22 protein-coding genes, 3 tRNA genes and 2 rRNA genes are annotated in these 22,485 nt (G+C 66.6%); 18 read left to right on the top strand and 9 right to left on the bottom strand.

Annotated features, from left to right (window positions below):
* Positions 1-265 precede the first annotated feature (265 nt).
* A complete protein-coding gene (locus ACLBXP_RS09585; RefSeq protein WP_447667405.1) occupies positions 266-1,162 on the bottom strand; it encodes a LysR family transcriptional regulator in 897 nt (298 codons plus the stop codon).
* A 111-nt stretch (positions 1,163-1,273) separates the two neighbouring features.
* Between ACLBXP_RS09585 and ACLBXP_RS09590 the strand changes: the two genes are divergently transcribed.
* A complete protein-coding gene (locus ACLBXP_RS09590) occupies positions 1,274-2,374 on the top strand; it encodes an oxidoreductase (protein ID WP_447667406.1) in 1,101 nt (366 codons plus the stop codon).
* A gap of 101 nt (positions 2,375-2,475) precedes the next feature.
* Entirely contained in the window at positions 2,476-2,862 is a 387-nt protein-coding gene (locus ACLBXP_RS09595) for a RidA family protein (RefSeq protein WP_447667435.1), read from the top strand.
* Between the two features lie 116 nt (positions 2,863-2,978).
* Here the strand turns inward: ACLBXP_RS09595 and ACLBXP_RS09600 are convergent, their stop codons facing one another.
* Positions 2,979-3,326 (bottom strand): hypothetical protein, encoded by a 348-nt coding sequence (locus ACLBXP_RS09600; RefSeq protein ID WP_447667407.1) that lies wholly within the window; start codon positions 3,324-3,326, stop codon positions 2,979-2,981.
* A 421-nt stretch (positions 3,327-3,747) separates the two neighbouring features.
* Here ACLBXP_RS09600 and ACLBXP_RS09605 point away from each other — a divergent pair, with 421 nt between their 5' ends.
* Both ACLBXP_RS09605 and ACLBXP_RS09610 read left to right on the top strand, forming a co-directional pair.
* The gene (locus ACLBXP_RS09605) at positions 3,748-4,644 is read left to right on the top strand and encodes a DUF7146 domain-containing protein (RefSeq protein ID WP_447667408.1); all 897 of its coding nucleotides are present in this window, start codon (positions 3,748-3,750) and stop codon (positions 4,642-4,644) included.
* Entirely contained in the window at positions 4,644-5,789 is a 1,146-nt protein-coding gene (locus tag ACLBXP_RS09610; protein ID WP_447667409.1) for an AAA family ATPase, read from the top strand. Before ACLBXP_RS09605 ends, ACLBXP_RS09610 begins: the two co-directional genes overlap by 1 nt.
* A gap of 230 nt (positions 5,790-6,019) precedes the next feature.
* Here the strand turns inward: ACLBXP_RS09610 and ACLBXP_RS09615 are convergent, their stop codons facing one another.
* Positions 6,020-6,637, bottom strand: coding sequence for a hypothetical protein (locus tag ACLBXP_RS09615; RefSeq protein ID WP_447667410.1), 618 nt, complete (start codon positions 6,635-6,637; stop codon positions 6,020-6,022).
* 284 nt (positions 6,638-6,921) lie between these two features.
* On the opposite strand from ACLBXP_RS09615, the gene ACLBXP_RS09620 reads away from it, so the two are divergent.
* From ACLBXP_RS09620 to ACLBXP_RS09655, 8 genes are all read left to right on the top strand, one after another.
* Positions 6,922-7,422 carry a hypothetical protein gene (locus tag ACLBXP_RS09620; RefSeq protein WP_447667411.1) on the top strand — a complete coding sequence of 167 codons (501 nt, stop codon included), beginning with the start codon at positions 6,922-6,924 and terminating at the stop codon, positions 7,420-7,422.
* Entirely contained in the window at positions 7,415-9,259 is a 1,845-nt protein-coding gene (locus ACLBXP_RS09625) for a phage terminase large subunit family protein (RefSeq protein WP_447667412.1), read from the top strand. Before ACLBXP_RS09620 ends, ACLBXP_RS09625 begins: the two co-directional genes overlap by 8 nt.
* Positions 9,260-9,437: 178 nt before the next feature.
* Complete coding sequence (locus tag ACLBXP_RS09630) at positions 9,438-9,887, top strand: hypothetical protein (protein ID WP_447667413.1); 450 nt, start codon at positions 9,438-9,440, stop codon at positions 9,885-9,887.
* Between the two features lie 4 nt (positions 9,888-9,891).
* Complete coding sequence (locus tag ACLBXP_RS09635; protein ID WP_447667414.1) at positions 9,892-11,340, top strand: phage portal protein; 1,449 nt, start codon at positions 9,892-9,894, stop codon at positions 11,338-11,340.
* Entirely contained in the window at positions 11,337-13,175 is a 1,839-nt protein-coding gene (locus tag ACLBXP_RS09640) for a prohead protease/major capsid protein fusion protein (RefSeq protein ID WP_447667415.1), read from the top strand. Before ACLBXP_RS09635 ends, ACLBXP_RS09640 begins: the two co-directional genes overlap by 4 nt.
* Before the next feature lie 43 nt (positions 13,176-13,218).
* On the top strand, positions 13,219-13,437 hold the full coding sequence (locus tag ACLBXP_RS09645) for a hypothetical protein (protein ID WP_447667416.1): 219 nt from the start codon (positions 13,219-13,221) through the stop codon (positions 13,435-13,437).
* A gap of 2 nt (positions 13,438-13,439) precedes the next feature.
* Positions 13,440-13,769, top strand: coding sequence for a DUF2190 family protein (locus ACLBXP_RS09650; protein WP_447667417.1), 330 nt, complete (start codon positions 13,440-13,442; stop codon positions 13,767-13,769).
* Between the two features lie 378 nt (positions 13,770-14,147).
* Complete coding sequence (locus ACLBXP_RS09655; protein ID WP_447667418.1) at positions 14,148-15,371, top strand: integrase; 1,224 nt, start codon at positions 14,148-14,150, stop codon at positions 15,369-15,371.
* Between the two features lie 86 nt (positions 15,372-15,457).
* Here ACLBXP_RS09655 and ACLBXP_RS09660 read toward each other — a convergent pair.
* Positions 15,458-15,532 (bottom strand) — tRNA-Gly (locus tag ACLBXP_RS09660).
* A 157-nt stretch (positions 15,533-15,689) separates the two neighbouring features.
* On the bottom strand, positions 15,690-16,136 hold the full coding sequence (locus ACLBXP_RS09665) for a hypothetical protein (protein WP_447667419.1): 447 nt from the start codon (positions 16,134-16,136) through the stop codon (positions 15,690-15,692).
* A 155-nt stretch (positions 16,137-16,291) separates the two neighbouring features.
* Here ACLBXP_RS09665 and ACLBXP_RS09670 point away from each other — a divergent pair, with 155 nt between their 5' ends.
* The 3 genes from ACLBXP_RS09670 (at position 16,292) to ACLBXP_RS09680 (ending at position 17,337) form a co-directional block, all read left to right on the top strand.
* On the top strand, positions 16,292-16,963 hold the full coding sequence (locus ACLBXP_RS09670) for a Maf-like protein (protein ID WP_447667420.1): 672 nt from the start codon (positions 16,292-16,294) through the stop codon (positions 16,961-16,963).
* The gene (yacG, locus tag ACLBXP_RS09675; protein ID WP_447667421.1) at positions 16,960-17,160 is read left to right on the top strand and encodes a DNA gyrase inhibitor YacG; all 201 of its coding nucleotides are present in this window, start codon (positions 16,960-16,962) and stop codon (positions 17,158-17,160) included. Before ACLBXP_RS09670 ends, yacG begins: the two co-directional genes overlap by 4 nt.
* Positions 17,161-17,261: 101 nt before the next feature.
* Positions 17,262-17,337: transfer RNA gene (locus ACLBXP_RS09680), tRNA-Phe, on the top strand.
* Between the two features lie 55 nt (positions 17,338-17,392).
* Here ACLBXP_RS09680 and ACLBXP_RS09685 read toward each other — a convergent pair.
* Complete coding sequence (locus ACLBXP_RS09685) at positions 17,393-17,614, bottom strand: hypothetical protein (RefSeq protein WP_447667422.1); 222 nt, start codon at positions 17,612-17,614, stop codon at positions 17,393-17,395.
* A gap of 160 nt (positions 17,615-17,774) precedes the next feature.
* Here ACLBXP_RS09685 and ACLBXP_RS09690 point away from each other — a divergent pair, with 160 nt between their 5' ends.
* The 3 genes from ACLBXP_RS09690 to ACLBXP_RS09700 all read left to right on the top strand — a co-directional run bounded on the left by ACLBXP_RS09690 (position 17,775) and on the right by ACLBXP_RS09700 (position 21,961).
* Entirely contained in the window at positions 17,775-17,990 is a 216-nt protein-coding gene (locus ACLBXP_RS09690; protein ID WP_447667423.1) for a hypothetical protein, read from the top strand.
* Positions 17,991-18,106: 116 nt separating this feature from the next.
* The gene (locus ACLBXP_RS09695; RefSeq protein WP_447667424.1) at positions 18,107-19,159 is read left to right on the top strand and encodes an HD-GYP domain-containing protein; all 1,053 of its coding nucleotides are present in this window, start codon (positions 18,107-18,109) and stop codon (positions 19,157-19,159) included.
* A gap of 120 nt (positions 19,160-19,279) precedes the next feature.
* A complete protein-coding gene (locus ACLBXP_RS09700) occupies positions 19,280-21,961 on the top strand; it encodes an ATP-binding protein (protein WP_447667425.1) in 2,682 nt (893 codons plus the stop codon).
* Positions 21,962-22,037: 76 nt separating this feature from the next.
* Here the strand turns inward: ACLBXP_RS09700 and ACLBXP_RS09705 are convergent.
* The 3 genes from ACLBXP_RS09705 to ACLBXP_RS09715 form a co-directional block, all read right to left on the bottom strand.
* Positions 22,038-22,114, bottom strand: a tRNA-Met gene (locus tag ACLBXP_RS09705).
* Positions 22,115-22,181: 67 nt separating this feature from the next.
* Positions 22,182-22,297: ribosomal RNA gene (rrf, locus tag ACLBXP_RS09710) — 5S ribosomal RNA — on the bottom strand.
* An 81-nt stretch (positions 22,298-22,378) separates the two neighbouring features.
* Positions 22,379-22,485 (bottom strand): 23S ribosomal RNA (locus ACLBXP_RS09715); the annotation flags it as partial.

Genomic DNA, 22,485 nt, shown 5'->3' on the forward strand with positions numbered 1-22,485 from the left:
AAAGCAAAAAGCGACGCATCCGGTCAGGATGCGTCGCAAGGTGAGGTTCCGGTCTCAGGAAAGAACCAGCTGCTCTCTACGGCACGGGCATGCAGATTCGGTGACGAGCTGGACGCAATCCGCGCGGGATCGATCCCGTCGCAGCGTCAGGCAGCGCGGCGAGAGCAGCGGATCCCCCGACGCTCGATCGAGACCCTCAGGAATGCGGTGTTCCGCTTGTCGCGAAATGACCGTCCGGACTGTGGCTGACTGCGGACGATATGGCCTATCGCGCCTGGGCAGGAAGAGACGCTCTCAACGCGGACTTGAGCCCGTCAATGAACCGACGCACGCGCATCGGCATGTGTTGCCGGGTCGGCAGCATGGCCCAAATGGCCAGTTGCTCCGGCTCCGCATCGTCGAGGGTGAGGCTTTTGAGGATCCCGTCGGCCAGATCCTGCGCCACGTCCCAGTAGTTCAGGAGCGCGAGCCCGGCCCCGGCGACGCAGGCGGCGTGCACCGTGTCGACGCTGCTGGCGGCCAGTCTGCCCTTGATGCGCTTGGCGACTGGGTGCCCGGCTTGCCGGAACGTCCACGCCTCCATCGCGTGCAGCGTCAGGCAGGCGTGTGCGTCGAGGTCGGCGAGACGCTCAGGGCACCCGTGCGCGGCGAGGTACGCCGGCGCCGCACACAGGATGCGCGGGTTGTCCGCCACCTGCACGGCGACAAGTTCGGAGGCTTGCAGGGTCGCCACCCTGACCGCCACGTCGATTCCGGCGGCCACGATGTCCACGATTCCGTCCGAGAAGGTCAGGTCCACATGGAGGCGCGGATTCTCGGCCATCATCCTGACAACCAGGGGCACGACGAGGGCCCTGCCGATGCGGTGGGGCGCGGTCACGCGCAGGACCCCGCTCAAGCCCTCTTGCTGTTCGGAGAAGGCTGCCGCTGCAGCCTCCTGCGCCTCCAGCATCGTCTGCGCGAGCGGCAGGAACGTCTCGCCGTCCGCCGTCAGGGCGACGGAACGCGTGGTCCGGTGGATCAGACGCACACCAAGCTCATGTTCCAGGGCCGCCAAGCGCCGGCTGACCGCCATCGGAGACAGTCCCGCCTGACGCCCGGCGGCAGAAAGGCTGCCGGTCGTGATGATGGCGCCGAACAGGGTCACATCGGAGAGGTTCATCGGCTTATCAGTGAGCGATAAAATCCTTATCGTCCAGCTCCGCTACTGAACGGCAGATCCGGCGGCTACCTTGCCATCAGACGAGCAACGATAGCAGATCGGACGCCGCTCATGAGCACGGACGCAAACGGGCTTTTCACCGCCACCGATATAGCCGGCTTGACGCTTCGCAACCGCTTGGCGGTCGCGCCGATGACGCGGGTGAGCGCCTCCGAGGATGGCACGGCCACGGAGACGATGGCCCGCTACTACGAGCGGTTCGCCCGCGGCGGCTTCGGGCTCGTGGTCACCGAGGGCGTCTACACGGACCAGGCGTTCGCCCAGGGCTACATCCATCAGCCCGGCATCTCCGACGAGGCCCAGGCGCGGGCCTGGCGGCCGGCGGTGGACGCCGTGCATCGCCATGGCGCGCACGTCTTCGCGCAGCTCATGCATGCGGGCGCGATCAGCCAGGGCAACCGTTTTCGCGATACCACCGTCGGACCTTCGGCCGTGCAGCCCAAGGGCCAGCAGATGGAGTTCTACTACGGCAGGGGCGTCTACCCGATGCCTGCGGCCCTGACCGAGGAGCAGATCGCGGACGCCGTCGAGGGCTTTGCCGCATCGGCGGCGCGGGCGGTCGCGGCCGGGTTCGACGGCGTCGAGATCCACGGCGCAAACGGTTACCTCATCGACCAGTTCCTGACCGACTACGCCAACCTGCGCAATGACCGGTGGGGTGGCGACACCCGCCGGCGCACCACGCTCGTGCGCGCCGTGTTCGAGGCCGTGCGGACAAGGGTCGGGGCCGGCGTGCCGGTCGGCGTGCGCATCTCGCAGGGCAAGGTCAACGACTTCGGCCACAAGTGGGCGCGCCGCGATGCGGACGCCGAGGCCATCTTCGGCACGCTCGCCGAGGCTGGGGCCAGCTACATCCACGTCACCGCGCACAAGGTGTGGGAGCCTGCCTTCGACGGCGGTCGCGACAGCCTCGTCGCCCTGGCTCGCCGCTACGCACCGCATGTCACGCTGATCGCCAATGGCGGCGTTCAGGATGCGGCGCGGGCGCAGGATGTCATGGCCGCGGGGGCCGACGTCGTGGCGCTCGGCAAGGCCGCACTCGCAAACCCGGACTTCCCGAACCGCGTCCGAGCCAACCAGGAGGTGACCGCGTTCGACCCCGCCATCCTCGGGCCCATCGCCAACATCAAGCCGAGCGAGCTGGCTGCCTGACACACGCTTTCGCGGATCGGCGCATGCGTGTGCCGTCGCCGGACCGCGGAGATTTCCAGCACGGCACGCAACCACAACGCAGCAGCAGCAGGAGATGGACGATGTTGGAACGTGTGGTCACCGAACCGGACAACTATGCGCCCTTTCTGCTATCGCAGGGCATCCGCTACGGCAGCCTGCTCTTCATCTCTGGCCAGGCCGGCGCCGCCGACGATGGCAGGATCGTCGAGGGCGGCTTCCGAGCACAGGGCGAACAGGCCTTCGCCAACCTACGCCGCGCACTGGAGGCCGGTGGATCGAGCCTGAAGAATGTCATCAAGGTGACGATCTTCGTCACCGACATGAGCCACTTCGAGGAAGTGGTCGCGTTGCGGCGACGGTTCTACTCCGAACCCTACCCAGCCGACACGATTGCGGAGGTAAAGGCGCTCTACGATCCTGCGGCGATGATCGAGATCGAGGCTATCGCGGCGGTCCACACCGCCTGATGTCACCGATCGACACTGTGTGCTGCGACGGCGACCTCGGTTCCGATGAAGCACGACTTCGGCAGATCTCATGTCAGTCATGACGTCCGCCGAAGCGCATCTTACATATCTCTCGTTCAGCGCTGCGGCTGAACCGCTCCTTGCGACCCCGAGCCGTCCTTCGCCGGCAGCGGCTCGAATGCCCGATCGATCCACTCGGCCAGGACAGGCAGGATCGATTGCTGCCGCAGCGGTTCGGATACGGGCTCAAAGGCGTCAGCCGGCAGCGTCGGCTGAGTATCATCATTCCTGAATTGCACGCAGGTCCGCAGGTTCGCCGCCTCGGGCGAGAGCGCCGGCGGCATGAAGGTGTCGGCGATCCGGGTGGCAGCCTCGAGCAGCGCCGGCCAGCTCGTCTGGGAAAACCGATCCGGTTCCGTTTGCCCTATCGTCCACAAGTTTGCCGACGCGAAGTCGGCACTCAATGCGCAGCGGTGAACCTGCCGAACGGGTGTCGGTCGAATCGATCAGTCTCGGCAACACGGGGAGCGGCGAGGAACAACTCGGCCGCGCACGGATCGAGAAACTGCAGCATGTCAAAGGCAATGATTGGAGCGGGCGATCGGGATCGAACCGACGACATTCAGCTTGGGAAGCGCTGATAAGCCAATGATTTAGCTCACCTTCGTTCCTCGTCGCACAGCGACGAAGGGAAGCTGTCGTGAGTGTGAAAAATGGAAACGCCGTCCCGGGGGTTGGAGCCCGGAACGGCGCGAAGAAGTCAGAACCGGCTCGGTCAGAACTTCGCTCTCAGGGATGCCATAAGTCGGCCTTCCGGTCCACGTGGATGAAGCTCGGCGACCCGGATCTCCCCATGCGCTTGAATGCGCGGATGGGAGATTGGCAATGAGCCGTCCTCTGGACATTCGGGACATCGCTGCCCGCATCCCGCACGCGACGGTGAGTGGCACGAATAGCCTCACCTTCCGACCGCCCTGGCATCGCAGCACCGCCGACCGATCAGCCTCGCTCAGCCTCTCTCGGCAGAACCCCGCCGGCTTCATCGTCAACTCGTTCTCGGGCGACGATTTCACGGCCGTGCGTGATTACGTGAAGGAGCGGCTGGGGATCGGCGGCACGGATCGCCTGCCCGTGCCCGAAGGGGTTGCGGTAGCAAAGACGGACAGCGTCGGCCGAGCCCTGGCCATATGGCAGGAAGCAATCGACCCAGGCGGCACACCTGTCGAGCTGTACCTCCGCAATCGCGGCCTCATGCTGCCCAATGATGGTGTTGGCGTGCTGCGCTACCATCCACGGTGTCCATTCGGCCCGGGCGTGCGCGCGCCATGCATGGTCGCCCTGGTCCGATCCCTTAGGGGCGATGAGCCGATCGGCATCCAACGGACAGCGCTGACCGCTGACGGGCACAAGAGCCTGTCCTACGGCGATCCCAAACGAGTGCTCGGAACTATGGCCGGCGGTGCTGTGAAGCTGACGGCGGATGAGGAGGTCACCTTCGCGCTCGGCGTGGCCGAGGGGGTCGAGAACGCCCTTGCCATGGCCCTGGCCCCCGAGTTTGGCCAAACGCCCGCCTGGGCCCTTCTGGGGACCTCGGGATTATACTCGGCCCCTGTGCTGGCCGGCGTAGACGTGCTGTGGATCGCGGTAGACCGCGACCCCGCAGGCGAGACCGCCGCACGTGCGGCGGCGGACCGCTGGGCGGCGGAGGGCCGGGAGGTCCGCCTCATCCAGCCTCGACAGTTAGGTGCCGATCTCAACGACTGCACGGGAGGGCGCGTCTGATGCTCGATCCCGATACCTACGATGTCGTGGAGCACGCCCGGGGCTCCCTGGAGCCCGCCGAGATGTTGCGGCGAGCGCCGTCTCAGTCGCGCTATAGCGTCATTGCCTTCGATGACGTGGAGACGGAGATCCGTAAGGAATGGACCATCGCCGGGCTCATCGGCGTAGGCGAGCTCTCTGTCTGGTTCGGAGCACCGGGCGAGGGCAAGTCTCTGGCGATCATGGATGCCGGCCTGCACGTCGCGGCCGGTTTGCCCTGGCACGATCGCCTTACCCGGCGTGGAGCTGTCCTCTACGTCGCGGCTGAGCGTCCCGGCTTGGTGAAACGACGGGTCGCCGCTTGGCGGAAGCGCCATGGCTTGTCCGGCTTGCCGTTTGGCATTGTGCCCGGCCGCTTCGACTTCAGCACCGCGAAGGATGATGCCGAAGAGATAGCTAGGATTGCTGCCGAATATGAGCTGACCACGGGCTATGCTGTCGCGCTGATCATCATCGACACCAAAGCCCGTACTATGGGAGGCGGCGACGAGAACTCAGCGCGCGACATGGCCCGCTACGTCGATCACGTCTCCCTCATTCAAGACCAAACTGGTGCTCATGTCGCGATCGTGGATCACACGCCTCACGATGCGCCACACCGGATGCGAGGCCACGGAGCGCTACTCGGCGCGGCAGACACAACGATCCGCGTCGCAAAGGCTCCAGCCGGCCTTCACACACTCCAGGTGGACAAGGTCAACGATGGGGAGGCCGTCTCGCTCGCGTTCTCAGTCGAGACGGAAATCGTCGGACATGATCCTGTGTCCGGCCAGGATACTACCGCGCCTATTGCCATACCTGCGGATCCGCCGGACAACGGCCGGACAAAACAGATTGTCCGATTGAGCGACGCGGACACGCTCGCTCATCGCCTCCTCCATGAAGCGGTGGCCGATGTTGGCCGCGACCCTCCAGCCAGCACGGTCATCCCGGCTCGCGTCAAAGTCGTGTCAGAAGATGATTGGCGAAAACTCTGCTACGCCAAGGACATAACCGCGAGCGGCAAGCAGGACGCGAAACAGAAGGCGTTCAAGCGCGCTGCTCAAAGCCTACAGCGCAGGGGGATGATCGGCGTCCATGAGGGACTGGTATGGCCAGTTCGTTGAGCCCGTTCGAGAAGACCGGACAGGGCCGGACAAGTGATCATGTCCGGCTCCAAGTCAGCCAGCCATCCCTACCGGACAGGCCGGACATGTCCGGCCGGCCTCCCCCCTATAGGGGGGAGCCGCCAATGTCCGGGCTGTCCGGGCGGCTCTCGTGGGTTCCTGTAAGCTGCAGACCCAAGCCGTTGGCAATACCTTGTGGCTCTTCATCTTGCGTCAGGAGTATCAGAGCCTCAAGTCTCACTATTATCTCCTTCAAGGTAAATGAATGGGCTGCTGCCAAACGCACGCTCTCCGGTGGCAAGCATCTTCACGCGCGCAACATGGTCGGTCCCAAAGACATCCTGATAGACAATTGTCCCTATTAGAACGATACATTTTCTACTTGACCGAATGTCATTACATAGGTTTGGTACTAATGTTGCATCAACAGAACAAATGGTATGATTTGATGCCCCTGGCATCAGCGCCATGTCGGGCTTAATTTCTTCGAAAAACAAATCAGCCCTGTCCGCAGTAAAAGGCGTATTCTCAACGAGAAGATAGAGATGAGTGTTGAAATTTAATGCAGGAGTTTGACCGTAATTCTTACATATGATCTCGACGTGGATAACGGAGTTATCTCTAAGATTTAAAATAAAGGTGCGTTCCTTGCCGACATATGCTCTCAATTGCCTCCGAGAGGACGCATCCGCGCCGCGGACGAGATCCGCCGTCGCTCTCCAAAGAAAGAATGTTGCGATGCCGAGTATAACTGTAAAAGCAGCTATCACGACCGTTCCAAGAGCAACAATTATCTTATCGTTGCGCTCAATAGCTTCAGACGCATACAAGATGTATTCGGTAATCACTTAGATGTCACTCCATGATATATACTTATATCTTCAACCGTACTATTTCGTCTGACGCGGTGTTCGGCCAAACTTCGGGGTGCCGGCCCATCACGTGCCCAACTCATCATATCAGTGAGGGAGCTGAGCCAACCCTCGCGCGCAGTGATTTCGGTTAACAAGTCAACCCAGGAGGCAGTCAGCGATGAGCATCCCTCGCCATTCAGATTTCCAGGGTCCTTCCCGCTCTCGTCACGGTGCGGGGGGCGCTGCGCCCGGGATCTGGCCAGCGTTTGAGGTTCGCCATGCCTGAACAGGGCCTCACAAAGACAGCCTTCGCGACCCGACATGGCGTCGCGAAATCCCGTGTTACGGAGCTGATCGGCGAGGGATTACCGGTATTGGCCACGGGTCGCATCGATCCTGTCGAGGGCGACGCCTGGATGGCTTGCCGCCTCGACCCTGCTCGGCGCGCCGCTGCCTCACGGCGTGGTCAGGTGCACCATGCGGCTGGGAAGGTCGCGGATCAGCGCGCACGCAAGCTCGATCGGGAGAACGAGCTTCTGGATCTCGATCTCGCTCGCAAGAGGGGCGAGCTGATCAGCCGGGACGAAACGCTGAAGGCGTTGCAGGAGTTCGGAACCCTTCACCGGGACGCTTGGCTCGGCTGGATTGCGCGGACCGTGCCGGTGCTGTGCGCTGCCGGGGGCGAACCCACGGCTGTGTTCGCGAGCCTGGACAAGGCCGTGCGCGATCAACTCGCCGAGTTTGCGCGGCTGCCTCCCCCGAGGCTCGATCATGGGTGAGATGCTGAAGGATCGTGCGGCGGCTCTCCGAGCCATGCTCGCGGCTCTCGACGTGCCGCCGCAGACAACCGTGAGCGAATGGGCTGACACCTGCCGTATGCTGCCCTCGACCTCGGCCGAGCCCGGACCCTGGCGGACCGACCGCACACCCTACCTGCGGGAGATCATGGACGCGCTGTCGCCGGGCTCCTCGGCGGAACGGGTCGTGTTCATGAAGGGCTCCCAGGTCGGCGGCACTGAGGTCGGCTTGAACTGGCTCGGCTCGACGATCGATGTTGCTCCCGGGTTGGGGCTGTACGTCATGCCGACGACGGAGAGCGTCCGGCGCAACGTGCGGGTGCGCATCGATCCTCTGATCGAGGCCACTCCCTCGCTTGCCGCTCGCGTGGTGAGGCAGCGCTCCCGGGATCCCGGCAACACCGCGCAGCTCAAGAGCTTCCCCGGCGGGCAATGGGCCTTCGTTGGCGCGAACTCCGCCGTTGGCTTGCGCTCGACGCCGGCCCGCTACCTCTTCCTCGATGAGGTGGACGGCTTCCCGCTCGATGCTGATGGCGAAGGCGATCCCGTTGCTCTGGCCATCCAGCGCACGGTGACCTTCCGCGGTCGCCGGAAGGTCTTCCTCGTCTCGACGCCGACCATTGCTGGCGTGTCACGGATCGAGAAGGCGTATCAGGAGACGGATCAGCGGCGCTACTTTGTCCCATGCCCGCACTGCGGCGGCTTCCAAGCGCTGGCGTGGGAGAACGTCCGGTGGCCTGATACGCGACGCGATCGAGCCTTCTACCAGTGCTCCGAGTGCTTCGAGGCAGTTGGCGAAGCGGACAAGCCGAGGATGCTGGCCGAAGGGCACTGGCGTGCCACCACAGCGGGCGACGGCCGCTCCATCGGCTTCCACCTGTCGGCATTGTACTCGCCCTTCGAGACCTGGGCGGAGATCGCCATCGAGCATGGGCTCGTGAAGAACGATCCCAGTCGCCTCCAGGCTTGGGTGAACCTGAAGCTCGGAGAGCCCTGGGAGGATCGTGCCGCGCAAGGCGTGACGCCGGCTGCGCTACTGGCGCGATGCGAGCGGTGGCCTGACAGCGGTCCACCCGAAGTCGTCGCCGTAACCGCTGGTATCGACGTTCAGCAGGACCGATTGGAGCTGGAGGTTGTCGGCTGGGGTCCTGGGGAGGAGAGCTGGTCGCTTGCCTACCTAACCCTGCCGGGCAACCCGGCTGAAGACGAGGTCTGGCGGCGGCTCGATCAAGCGCTCCAGTCGAGCTACAGCGGCCATCCTGTACTCGCGGCCTGCCTGGACACCGGCGCATTCACCAAATCCGTGTATGACTTCGCTACACCCCGCCACAGCCGGCCCACCGGTCGGGTCTGGGCGATCAAGGGCAGCTCTCTGCGCGGCCTGCCGCTCTGGCCCCGTCGCCCCTCACGGCCGAAGCCTGGGCGGCCTCCGCTGTACGTCATCGGCGTCGATGCGGGCCGCGAGATCGCATTCGCGCGGTTCGGGATCGAGCAGGCCGGACCTGGGTTCTGCCATTTCCCTGCCGGGCGCGACTTCGACTTCTTCGGGATGTTGACGAGCAAGCGTCCCATCCGCCGCTACACAAGGGGCGTCGGTCGCATCGAGTGGGTGAAGAGCGGTCATGACAGGCATGAAGCGTTTGATTGCCGGGTTTACGCACTGGCCGCCCTGCACGGACTGAAGGCGTTCGGCCTCGATCTCGACCGTGAAGCTCGTCGTCAGGCAACGAGGGACGCGAATGGCGGCCTCGTCAGTTCGATACAAGCGCCAACGACCCGGCCCCGTGTGATCCGCTCAGCCTTCCTAGATGGCCGCTGAGCGACGGCGCACATTGGTCTTGACGAAACCGATTTTGAAGTGAGAGGATCGGTTTTGTTGAAACCGTTCTGGGGCTACCACCGTGCACCTCTCAGAAATGCGATTTCGTACCGGCCTAGCCGCCGTTCTCGCAGGCTGGAATGGAGCGGAAGGGCTCCGCAATCATTTGAAGGCCGGCTTGCTCAAGGGCACCGGTGCCGCAGAGTTGGAAGAAGGTCCGTCGGTTGCCAGCGAGCGGGATGCTAAGCGCTGGTCTTGGTCGGCATTCACCTTCGCAGATGTCTGCGCATTTCGACTTGCGAAGTTGCTCATCGATGCAGGATTAGAAGTCAGCCTAGCTAGAGAGATAGCAAGCGCCGACCAAATTTGGCATCATCAACTATGGGCTCAGATCCACGACGAAGGTCGGGAAAATCTCTCAGGCAAAAAGCCTGAGGAATTATACATTATAGTCGGAGGTCCTGGTACTTCTTCCGAAGTCAGATACATTCTGACAGAAGAAAAATATATCAACATCAATGTTTCTGGCCAAAGAGCCATCCACGCTCCGGTGTATCTTGTTGTGTCCCTCAAAGAGGTGCGCCGCGAACTAGCTACGCGTATCAAGGAAATAGAGGCGCACAAGTAGCCCTATGTTTGATGCATTAAGGCAGATCTTGAGACCAGTGACCGCGCTCCCAACGGCTGCGCAGGGTCTGACCTTGCGCCGCTTCGAGGGCGTGGCCACTGGCCGACGCGGGCGGCAGGTGACACCGATGCCGGCACTGAACCCGGCGATCCTGGCATCACGTGGTCGCCTCGCTTCAGTTGCTCGCGGCCTCGCAGCCAACAATGCGCTTGCCGCTTCTGGCGTCACGGCTTGGGCCGCAAATCTCATCGGCGACGGCATCAAGCCGCAAAGCGCGCATCCCGACCCATCCGTAAGGCAGGCGATCAATGCCGCTTGGGACCGTTGGACCGACAATGCGGACGAAGATGGCTTGCTCGACTTCTACGGTCTTCAGGACGTTGCGGCGCGCCGCATGGTGACCGACGGCGAGGGCTTCGGCACCATGCTTGTGGACGAAGCCGGCCGACTGACTGTCCGGCTTCTCGATGCCGATCAGGTCTCGCCGGAACTCGCGCGCGAGCTGGGAAACAACTGGCGTGTAGTTGCAGGCGTCGAGTTCGACGGTGCTGGCCGCCGCGTCGCCTATCATGTCCTCCGGGATCGGCCGGGGCTACCGCTCTCGCCTCTCGTGAATGCCTTCGGAGCGGTGCGCATCCCGGCCGAGGACATGCTTCATCTGTTCCGCGTCGAGACGCCCGGCCAGGTCCGAGGGCTGTCATGGTTCGCGCCGGTCATCCTGCGCTTGGCCGGCCTCGACACAGCCCATGACGCTCAACTCCTCCGGCAGCAAATTGCGGCCATGCTGTGCGGCTTCGTGGTCGAACCCAATGCCGATAGGCAAGCATTCGGCGAGGGCGAACCTGATGGGCTTGGTGGCTTGGATGGTGGCCTTGAGCCCGGCACCATGAAGGTGCTCGACCCTGGGCAAGATGTCCGTTTCTCAGATCCGGCTGAGTTGGGAGCGGAGGCTATCGACTTCCTGCGCATCACTGCGCGGGAAATTGCCGTCGGGCTCGGCGTGCCTGCCGAACTGCTGACCGGCGACCTCTCCCAGGTGAACTATTCGAGCGCCCGTATCGGCCTTGTCGAGTTCCGCCGCCGCTGTGAGGCGATCTCGCACAGCGTGATCGTGTTCCAGTTCTGCCGCCGCGTCTGGCGTCGGTTCGTCTTCCTTGAGATCGCGAGCGGGCGGCTCGATGCTCCCGCCTTCCTCGACGATCCCGAGCTGTATCTATCGGCACGCTGGATGCCACCCCGGTTCGGCTGGCTCGATCCGCTCGATGACGTTCAAGCGGAGGTCACGGCCATCAATGCTGGCCTGATGTCGCGTCGGCAGGCGGTCGCAGCGCGAGGGTACGACCTTGAGGTGATCGACCGAGAGATTGCTGAGGATCGGGATCGCGCGCGCGCCCTCGGTCTCGACTTCGGGGCTGGGGCCCTGCCGAACGTGGTTCGGAGGCCTGCGGCATGACGATCGCGATCCGCACGGCCGAAGCTGGCATCCTTACGCGCCTAGCGCCAACCCGAACCCCTACGGCCTCGACGACCTGGGATGCGGAGACCCGCACGTTCGAGGCCGTTCTCTCAAGCGGGGCTGCCGTCGACCGCCAGGATGCCCGCGGCCTCTTCGCCGAGGTCCTGACGATCGGCGGCGGCATCGTCCTGCCGTCCCGCATTCCGCTGATCGACAGCCATCAGCGCGACAGTGTGGATCGTCAGATCGGCGCGGTAACGGAGCTTCGGGTCATTGGCGGCGAGTTGCGCGGCCGCGTCACCCTCTCGCGCCACAACCCTCAGGCCGTGAGGCTTGCCGCCGAGATCGGCGACGGAGCCGTATTTGGCATCTCGCTCGGCTACCGCGTCACACGCTGGAGCGAGCGCATCCACCCCGAGACCAAGCGACGTGAGCGGATCGCCGTCGCATGGGAGCCCCTGGAGGCTTCTCTGGTCACCATTCCCGCTGATCCGCTCGCCGGAATGAGAGGCACCATGGAACAGCACTCGGCCGCATCGGCGACTTCCGACAACACGCCGGCGGACGACGCTGGTACCGCCGCGGAGGGGAACGCTCGTGCGGCGATCAACCTTCAGCTCCGCTCCATCGGGCGCGTCGCCGGCCTCGATCAGGCTTGGATCGACAGGCAGGTGGATGCCGGCGCTTCAGTCGAGACCGCAAGCACGGCGGCCATAGTCGCGATGCAGGCTCGCTCGGCTGAGGCGTCCCGGGTGCGAACCGCGGCTCATGTCCTGCACGACCCATTGTCTCCCGAGGTCCGTCAGCGCGCGATGGGCGAAGCCCTGTATGCGCGGATGACGCCGAGCCACGCGCCGTCTGATCAGGCTCGCCCCTACATCGGGCTCGCGACCCATGAGCTGGCCCGAGAGTGCCTCAGGGCTGCTGGTGTCTCCACCACGGGTCTGTCGCCAGCCTCTGTCGTCGAGCGGGCCCTTCACACGACATCGGACTTCCCGAACCTTCTCGGCGATACTGTGGGCCGTGTGCTGCGCGAGAGCTACCGCGTGGTGCCGAGCGCAATCCGCCCCTTGGCGCGCCGCGTGACAGCTCCCGACTTCCGTGCCCGCCATTCAATCGGCCTCACCGGCTCGATGAAGCTGGAGAAGGTCAACGAGCACGGCGAGTTCAAGTCCGGCACGATGTTCGAGGCGGCCGAGAGCTACAAGGTTGACACCTTCGGCAAGATCTTCGGGCTGACCCGGCAGGCGATCGTCAACGACAACCTAGGAGCGTTCAACGACGTGCCTCGGATGCTCGGCGTGGCTGCGGCCAACTTCGAAAGCGACTTCCTGGCCAGCTTGATCGCATCCAACCCGAGCATGAGCGACGGTAAGCCCGTGTTCCATGCCGATCACGGCAACCTCGCTGTGGTAGCGGGACCGATCAATCTGGAGACGCTATCGGCCGCTCGCATCGCCATGCGGCGGCAGAGGAACGAGGCAGGCGATCTCGTCGGGGTCGCCCCCGTCTTCCTCGTGGTCGCGCCCGAGCAGGAGACTGCCGCGCAGCAAGCGGTGGCGGAGATCGCAGCGGCGGACATCGCCAACGCGAACCCCTTCAGCAAGCTCGTCGTGATCGTAGAGGCCCGCCTCCCCGCAGGCGGCTGGTATCTCTCGGCCGACCCGGCCGTCATGCCGGCCCTCGAATATGCATACCTCGAAGGCGAGGAAGGGCCGCAGATCGTCACTCAGGCCGGCTTCGACGTGGACGGCGTGCGCTTCCGCGTGCGGCTCGACTTCGGCGGCGGCTGGATCGATTGGCGCGGCTGGTACCGGAACGCGGGTGCATGATCTCATGTCCGTGGACTGGTCAAACGCCTGCGCCCGAGCCTCCGTGCTGCGCGATGCCTACTACGAGCTGGTTTCGGGGCAAGCGACCGCAAGCGTGCGCTACACGGCAAACGGCGTCGAGCGAGAGGTCCGCTACGCCTCCGCCGATCGCGGCCTGCTCTACCGTGAGTGGAAGGATGCGGAGCGCGCCTGTGGAACCGTCGAGGGCACGGCAAGGCCCCTTATCCGCACAATCAGGCTGATACCCTCGAAGGGAGTTTGACCATGCGAAACTTCGTCCAGAACGGTGACGTGCTGACCTTCCCCGCTCCGGCAGGTGGGGTCAGCTCCGGCGACGGTGTGCTGGCCGGCAGCCTGTTTGGTGTTGCCGCCTATGATGCCGGTGAAGGTGAAGACGTGGAATGCTCCGTGGTTGGCGTCTTCGCGCTGCCCAAGGCGGCACAAGCCATGCCGTTCGGTGCCCGGCTGTACTGGAACAGCACGAACGGAAACGTCACCACGACCGCGACGGGGAACACGCTTATCGGAGCCGTCACGGCTCCAGCGGCCTCCGGCGATGGCACGGTCCGGGTGCGCCTCAACGGCGTAGCCTGAGGAAATCGACGGGGACTTCCTGAAGGGAGCCCGGCCCCCTTAACGCAAGCCGCCTCGGCCCCGTCGATGTCTCTGACCGGGGCGGCAGTCGGGATCATCGCAGATCAGGTCTCAAGCGCATGCCCGCTCGCCGCAGGACACCACACGCTGCCGTTCGCGATCAGGGATTATTCCCGTCCGAGACGGAGATAGCTCGGCGGCTCAGCCAGGATCCGGCTGAATGGGCGGCAAAGGCGATTGTTCTTGAGCGCGACGGCCTCCCATCAATCGACCCGATCATGGGTGGGCGGTTCTGGCCCGCCGTCGATGCCTTCTGGCGGAAGCGATACGGTCTTGCCCACGTCGAGGCGATGCAGCCCGACGGTGTGGAGAACCTTGATGCCCTCTGATCTCAATGCTCCCGGCTTGAAGCGCCGGGTACGCAAAAACGGGCCGCCCGTCCTCTACTGGTGTGCTCGCGCCGATCTGGTGAAGGCTGGATACGAACCTGAGACGGTGCGCTTGCCGTACAGCCTCGATGAGACGAGCCACCGGGCCCTGATCGAGGCCGCATGCCAGCGGTTCCAGGCAGAGATGCTAGAGTGGTCCTGCGGTCGCAAGCGCGATCCAAATCGTTTTGACGGGACGATACGCAGCCTGTCGCGCCGTTATCAGACCGATGAGGCAAGCCCATTCCTTAGGTTGAAACACACGTCGCGAGAGAAGGATCTTCACGTCCTAAAAATCATCGAGAAGGCGTTTGGTGATCGCGCGCTCTCAGCTCTGAAGCTTGAAGATTTTTGGCGCTGGTACACCGCGGCCAAGCGACCGAAGCAGGATGGTGGCCCGGAGCGAGTGCGACGCGCCTGGGGCATCATGAAGAAGTTGCGGGAGCTGTTCTCTTACGGCGTGTCGGCCGAGTTGCCAGGGTGCGCCCGCCTCCAATCCATTCTCAGGGAGGTCAGGTTCCCTCAGGCAGCGAGAAGGCGGATCACGCTCGACCTCGAACACGTCCGAACCTTCATCGCGAACGCCATCGAGATGAACCGTGTGTCGCTTGCGCTCGCCACCGCCATCCAGTTCGATACGGTTCTCCGGCAAAAAGACGTGATCGGCGAGTGGGAGCCGGTCGCACCAGGGATGCAGCCCGGCGGGATTGAGTTCCATGGCCGGCGCTGGGTGAACGGGCTGACCTGGGCCGACCTACCCCTGGATGGGGTGATGCGGAAGGTCACCTCGAAAACAGGGGCCATTGCCGCTCAAGATCTGCGGCACTGCCCGCATGTCCAACAGGTTGCCGCGCTGATCCCGGCTGAACGGCGCATCGGCCCTGTCATCATCGATGAGAAGGCATGCAGGCCCTATGCCGAGGACGCCTTCTCCCGTGAGTGGCGGGTGGTAGCGCGCGCAGCCGGCATCCCTGACCACGTCTGGAACATGGACGCGCGGGCGGGGGCTATCACCGAGGCGGAAGACGCGGGGGCAGATCTTGACCACGCCCGTGCTGCCGCTGCTCATTCACAAGCTGCGACAACGGCGCGCTACTCGCGCGGCGCGGTCGGGAAATCGCGCAAGGTGGCCGAGCTGAGGCAGGCCCATCGCAGCGCGAAGAACGGGGCCTGAACGCCCCTAGGGAACGCGACGGGGAACATGGGGAACGCTAGGTCAGCGGTAGAGCGTTGAAAAGGCTGACGCTTCAGCGAGTTAGTTGGAGCGGGCGATCGGGATCGAACCGACGACATTCAGCTTGGGAAGCTGACGTTCTACCACTGAACTACGCCCGCAACGCCGAACGTTCTGACCCGCTTAGCCCTGGCGAGTCAACCTCGGCGGCGGCGCTTCGAGCCCTTCTGCGGTACCATCGCAGCAGCCGCGGCGTCAGCCGGCACAGGGTAGTCCGCTTCACGTCGCGGATCACGAAGCCCTTGGCCTCCGAGGCGATCAGGATGTTCCGGATGTGACTGCGCGAAACCGCGAAATCGGCGGCCAGGCGAATGAGAACAGCTTCTCGGTCGGCTGGATGAGCTTCACGCGGCTGTCGGCAGGGTTCTTCAGGAACGCGAGGTCGCCCGTCTGCACCAACCGGGCGACGAACTGGTCGATCAATCGGGGGCTGGCGAACCCGAACCGGGCCACGGTCGCCTTCAGCTGACTGAGCGTCGGCCAGGTGTCGCGTTCCGCAGGACGATCATTGGCATAGAGACAGACGATGACCGCGAGCGTCGTTACGCGGCCGACATCTGCGCCGAACCGACCGGGAAACACACCGGCCTCGCAGACCTTCCTGTGCTCTGCGATGAACACCTGCCTGGCTTCGGGAAAGGTCGGGTGAGCCAGGATCGCTTCGGCGGACGGGCTCGCCGCGAGGGGGTGTGGTGATCGGGACATCACGGCGCCGATCCCAGAGCTGGGTCGGCGCCGCGCGGCCCGTCCACGGCGTCCCGGCGCACCGCGCGCCGTTCACAAGGGAGCGCGTTTCCAGTACTGCTCGCGCCACCCTGACGCGGCCACTCCGACGGACGGCCGCCCTCCGCCGGAGACCCATGACGACTTCGCCCTCCCCCGAGGCGCCGGCCGGTCCTGCCGAGACGCCGCAGGCCGGTGCCCGGCTCATCCTCGCCTCCGCCTCACCCCGGCGCCTCGCCCTCCTCCAGCAGATCGGCGTCGAGCCCGCCGCGCTCCTGCCCGCCGACATCGACGAGATGCCGCGCAAGTCCGAGGCGCCCCGCGAGCTCGCGCGGCGCCTCGCGCGCGACAAGCTCGCGGTGGCCGAGGATGCCGCCCGGCGCCGGGACGACCTGCGGGACACCTGGCTCCTCGCCGCGGACACCGTCGTGGCGGTGGGCCGGCGCATCCTCCCCAAGGCCGAGATTCCCGACGAGGCGGCCGATTGCCTGCGCCTCCTCTCGGGCCGCCAGCACCGGGTCTACACCGCGATCTGCCTGCTGGCGCCGAAGGGCGCCCGGCGCGAGCGGGTGGTCGAGAGCCGGGTCCGGTTCAAGCGGCTCTCGGGCCGCGAGATGCAGAGCTACCTCGCCTCCGGCGAGTGGCGGGGCAAGGCCGGCGGCTACGCGATTCAGGGCCTCGCCGAGGCCTTCGTGGTCAAGCTCGTCGGCTCGCACAGCAGCGTCGTCGGCCTGCCGCTCTACGAGACCATGGCGCTCCTCGACGGCAGCGGCTTCCCGGTGCGCGCCGCCTGGGGAGGCCTCGCGTGAGCGCGGACGCGCCGGCCGGCCGCGCGAACAAGCCCCTGCCGCCCTGCCCGATCTGTGGACGTCCGGCGCAGCCGGATGTCCGGCCCTTCTGCTCGGTGCGCTGCTCGGACATCGACCTCGGACGCTGGCTCAGCGACCGCTACGTGATCCCCGGCGACGACGGCGACGGGGAGCCCCTGCCGGACCCCGAACGGTGAGCGCCGGCACAAGCTGAGCCGGCCGAAAAACGAGGCTGGACAGCGCCTGCGGCACTCACTATACCCCCGCCAGCCAACGCCGCTCAGCGGCCAGCGCACCTGCCCAGGTAGCTCAGTTGGTAGAGCATGCGACTGAAAATCGCAGTGTCGGTGGTTCGATTCCGCCCCTGGGCACCATTCGCTTCCCCGTCAGCATAGCCGCTCCGGATCGCCGCCCGTCGAGGCGGGCGGGTCACCCGTCCGGCCTGATCGACGAGCCGATCTCGTCCGCGTCGTTCGCGCCGAGATCGAGCACGAAGGCGAGCCCGAAGCTCAGGAGATCGCGCGCCACCTCGCTGCGGGTCGGCATCGGGCTGCGGGATGCGCTGCGACGGATCACGTCGATCAGGGCGACGAGATCCTCGTCGATGATGAACGTGGTCGATCCGGTAACCGGGCTGCCGTCGTCGCGCATGGCGGAAGCATAAGCGGAACCGATCGCGGCGCATCCCGTACAAGCAGCCCGGCACGTCCATCGAAAGGCGTACCCCGTTAACACTTGTGTCTTGACTGTGGCGGCCGTGCATCGTGCAATCGAGGGCGATTCGAGGTCCGATCCGCCGACGGAGGCCGACATGACGATGACGGAGATTGCCCGCATCATTGCCGCCAACGAGGGGGACTTCGCCGAGCGGGTCTTCGCGTCCCTCAACGGCGCCCATCCGGGCGAGCTGTTCGAGGCGAGCCCGGCGGCCGAGGATGCCCTGTCCATGCTGCGCCGGCGCCGCGACCTGATGATCGCCCTCGACCTCTGGCCGTCCGCGTCCGAAGGGCTCGGCGCCCGCCACTGAGGGTTTTCCGCGCGATCGGGCCTCGCCCGCGAGCAATACCGGTCCCGGCCTAGGAATTGGCAAGGTTTGCCCCCGACAATGCGGCGGCGCGCGCCGTCGCCCGGGAAATCCTTGTCATGCAGGCCCTCGTCCTCGACGACGCGGAGTTGAACAATCTCCTGATGGTCGAGGCCCTCCGCCCGCTCGCGGAGTGCGAGCCGGTGGCCTTCACGCAGCCAGCCGAGGCCCTCGCATACGCCCGCAGCCAGGGCGACCGGATCGGCGTCGTCATCACGGACTACGACATGCCGGGGCTCAACGGCATCGGCGTCATCCGTGAGATCCGCGCCATGGCTGCGCTCGCGCACACGCCGATCGTCATGGTGACGAGCATCGAGCAGCGCAGCCTGAAGCGCGAAGCCCTCGAGGCCGGGGCCACGGACTTCCTCAACAAGCCCTTCGACCCCGTGGAGGTGCGGGCGCGCGTCGGCAACCTTCTCGCCCTCACGCGTGCCTACCGCGCGCAGCAGGACCACGCCGCCTGCCTCGCCCGGGAGGTCGCCGCCGCGGTCGCGACCATCGAGGCGCGGGAGCGCGAGATCGTCACCCTGCTGATGAAGGCCGCGGAGCACCGCGACACCGACACGGGCAACCACATCGCCCGCGTCGCCGCCTACGTGGATCTCATCGCCGACGCCCTCGGCTTCTCGGCGCCCGAGCGGCGGCGCATCAGCCTCGCCTCCACCATGCACGACGTCGGCAAGATCGCGGTGCCGGACGCCATCCTCCTGAAGCCCGGACCGCTGACGGCGGAGGAGCGCCGGGAGATGGAGCAGCACGCCATGCGGGGCCGGCGCATTCTGGAGGGCAGCAACTCCGGCGTGACCCGCCTCGCGGCCGAGATCGCGGGCAGCCACCACGAGCGCTGGGACGGGGCGGGCTACCCGGCCGGGCTCGCCGGCGAGGCGATTCCCCTCGGCGGCCGCATCGTCGCCGTCGCCGACGTGTTCGACGCCCTCACGTCGGAGCGCCCCTACAAGAAGGCCTGGACGCTCGACGCGGCCCGCGACTTCCTGCGGGCGCAGGCCGGCGCGCATTTCGACCCGGCCGTGGTCGAGGCCTTCCTGAGCCGCTGGACGGAGGTCGAGGCCCTGGCCGAACTCCGGGGTGAGGTCGCGGCGGCCGCCTAGCAGGGCGCCGTACGCCGGCTGGATGCCGGCCGACCGCGGAGAGCCGCACCGCGCGCGTCGTAAACCGGATGCAAACGGGCCCGCGGCAGGATCGCGCGATCGGCCCGCCGGATTGCGACCATGCTCCCCTCGAAGCCCCAGCGCTCGCTGGCCCGCCGGCTCGGCTGGGCCGTGGTCGGCGCCGTCCTCGTCGCCCTCGCGGTGGGAACCGGGCTCGGCCTGTGGCGCGAGCTGGACCGCTACGCCGTCGACAAGCGTGAGGCGCTGCACGGCCTCGCGACGGTGTTCGCCAGCGCCAGCGCCCGGGCGACCGCGGAGGGCAATGCGGCGGAAGCGCGCGAGACCCTGCGGGCCATCGCGGACCAGCGCCGGCTCGTCTACGCCGCGCTGACCGGAGCCGACGGCATGCTGCTCGCCGAGCAGGGCATCGGCCTCATGCTCGCCGACGACATCGACCTCGACCGGGCCGGGGGCGTCTCGGCCCTCGATCTCGCCCTGTCGAGCACGGTCCGGCTCAGCGTCCCTGTGGTGGAGGCCGGGCGCCCGGTCGGGCGCGTCACGCTCATCGCGGATACCGCGGACCTCGCCGAGCGCCTTCTCGACATCCTCCGCAACGCCGCCCTCGCCGCGGCGCTGGCGACCTTCGTGGGCCTCCTCGTGTCCTGGCGCCTGCAGCGAGCCCTCACCCGCCCCCTCGGCGCGCTGGCCGAGACCATGAACGCCGTGCGGGCGAACCACGATTACGCGACCCTCGCGGCCGTCACGACCGACGACGAGGTCGGGGCGCTCGCCTCCGCCTTCAACGGCCTGCTCGGGGCCGTGCGCGAGCGCGACCGGGCGCTGGCCGACCACCGGATGCACCTGGAGCAGGAGGTGAGCGACCGGACGGCGGACCTATCCGAGGCGAAGGAGGCGGCCGAATCCGCCAATGCCGCGAAGTCCGCGTTCCTCGCCACCATGAGCCACGAAATCCGCACGCCGATGAACGGGGTGCTGGTGATGGCCGAGCTGCTCGCCGCCGCCGACCTGCCCGCGCGCCAGCGCCGCTACGCCGAGGTCATCGCGCGCTCGGGCCAGAGCCTCCTCGCGATCATCAACGACATCCTCGACTTCGCGAAGGTCGAGGCCGGCAAGCTGGAGCTCGAGCGCATCCCCGTCGATCCCGCCGAGATCGCCGACACGGTGGTGACGCTGTTCGGCGAGCGCGCCCGGGCGAAGGGGCTCGACCTCGCGGCGACGATCGGCCCCGGCGTGCCCCGCGCCTTCGCGGGCGATCCGGTCCGCCTCGGCCAGACGCTCGGCAACTTCGTCAACAACGCCCTGAAGTTCACCGAACGCGGCCACGTGCTGATCCGCATCGCGATCCGCGACGAGGGCCGCGTGCTGGAACTCGCCGTCGAGGACACCGGCATCGGCATCCCGGCCGACAAGCTGCCGACGATCTTCTCCGCCTTCTCCCAGGCCGACCAGTCGACCACGCGCCGCTTCGGCGGGACGGGCCTCGGCCTCTCGATCTCGCAGGCGCTCATCGCGGCGATGGGCGGCACGGTCGGCGTCGAGAGCGAGCCCGGCCGCGGCTCCCGCTTCCATGCCCGCATCCCGGTCGAGGTCGTCGAGCCCGCCCTCCCCCTCCGGCGCGACGCCGGCGTCGCCGCATCGGTGACGATCGACGTGGCGGGTGAGGCGACCGGGCGTGCCCTCGCCGAAGCCCTCGCGGCGGCTGACTTCCAGGTCGGTGCCGACGCCCCGGGCGCGCACCGGATCCTCGACGCGGACGCGCTCCTGCGGCTCGGGCGCCGCCCCGCGGGAGCCGGCCGGGTCCTGGCGATCTCCGGGATGGGGGATGCGAGCGGCCCGCGGGTCCTGCAGGCCGGGCTCGCCGACGAGGTGCTGCGCTGGCCCCTCGCGCAGGCCGAGTGGCGCCCGGCCCTCCTGGCGCTGGCGACCGGCGCGCCCTTTGCGGGGGCTGCCCTGCCGGCCGCCGCGGGTCCCGACCTGCCGCTCTTCGCCCGGGCGCGCGTCCTCGTCGCCGACGACAACGCGGTCAACCGTGAGGTCGCCGTGGAGGCGCTCGGCCGCTGCGGCGTCACCGACATCACGACCGTCGAGGACGGTCAGCAGGCGGTCGACGCCGCCGCCGGGACGAGATTCGATGTCATCCTGATGGATTGCAGCATGCCGGTGCTCGACGGTTTCGACGCGGCGCGGGCGATCCGGCGCGCCGAGGCCGGCGGGCCCCGCGTGCCGATCGTCGCGCTCACCGCCCACGTCATCGGCTCCGCCGTCGAGGCCTGGCGGGATGCCGGCATGGACGCGGTGCTCACCAAGCCCTTCACCCTCACGGCCCTGTCGGAGATGCTGGGAGGCTTTCTGGCGCCGGCCGGCCCCGATGTCGCGCCGGCAGGACTCCAGCAGCCTGCGGCCGCGCCGGACTCCGAGGCGGCGCTCCTCGACGGCGAGACGCTCGCGAGCCTCGCCGAGATGGCCCGCGGCGGCAGCACGAGCTTCGTCGCGCGCCTGCTCACGCTCTTCCGGGAGCACGCGCCCCCGGCGCTCGCAGCCCTGTCGGAGGCGACCGCGGCCGGCGACCTGCCCGCGGTGGCGAGCGCCGCGCACAGCCTCAAGTCGATGAGCCTGAACATCGGCGCGGCACGCCTCGCGCGCCACCTCGCCGCCATCGAGCGCGGGGCTCGCGTGGATGCGGTCGCGCCGGAGGCCGCGGAGCTGGCGCGCGTCGCCGCGCTCCTCGGCACCTCGACCCAGGCACTCACCGATCACTTCTCGGAGGCGCTCGCCGCCTGAGAGGTTTGCGACCGGGCTCGCCGAAAACGCAAAAACCGGTCAGGCAGGGCCTGACCGGTTGATCCGTCGTATCGTCTGGTTGCGGGGGTTGGATTTGAACCAACGACCTTCAGGTTATGAGCCTGACGAGCTACCGGGCTGCTCCACCCCGCGCCAAGGTGTGGTGCCACCGTCAAGGCGGCACGATCGTGTCGAGGGTTTGCTGGATTGCGCTGTGCGGGCCTGGCGGCGACCGACTCTCCCGTGCCTTGAGACACAGTACCATGGGCGCTGGTGCGTTTAACGGCCGAGTTCGAGATGGGATCGGGTTCGGGGCACACCGCTCAGGCCACCAGGCCGGCGCAGCGCAATCGTGGCGTTCGGCAAGCAGGGTCTCGTCTGTGTTCGTGTGTGCTGTTGCGGACATGGATCACGAGAGCGATCAAGCCGATCGGGCGATTAGTACCGGTCAGCTCAACGCGTCACCGCGCTTGCACATCCGGCCTATCGACGTGGTCGTCTTCCACGGCCCTCAAGGGAGTTCT

Source organism: Methylobacterium sp. A54F (assembly GCF_053346035.1).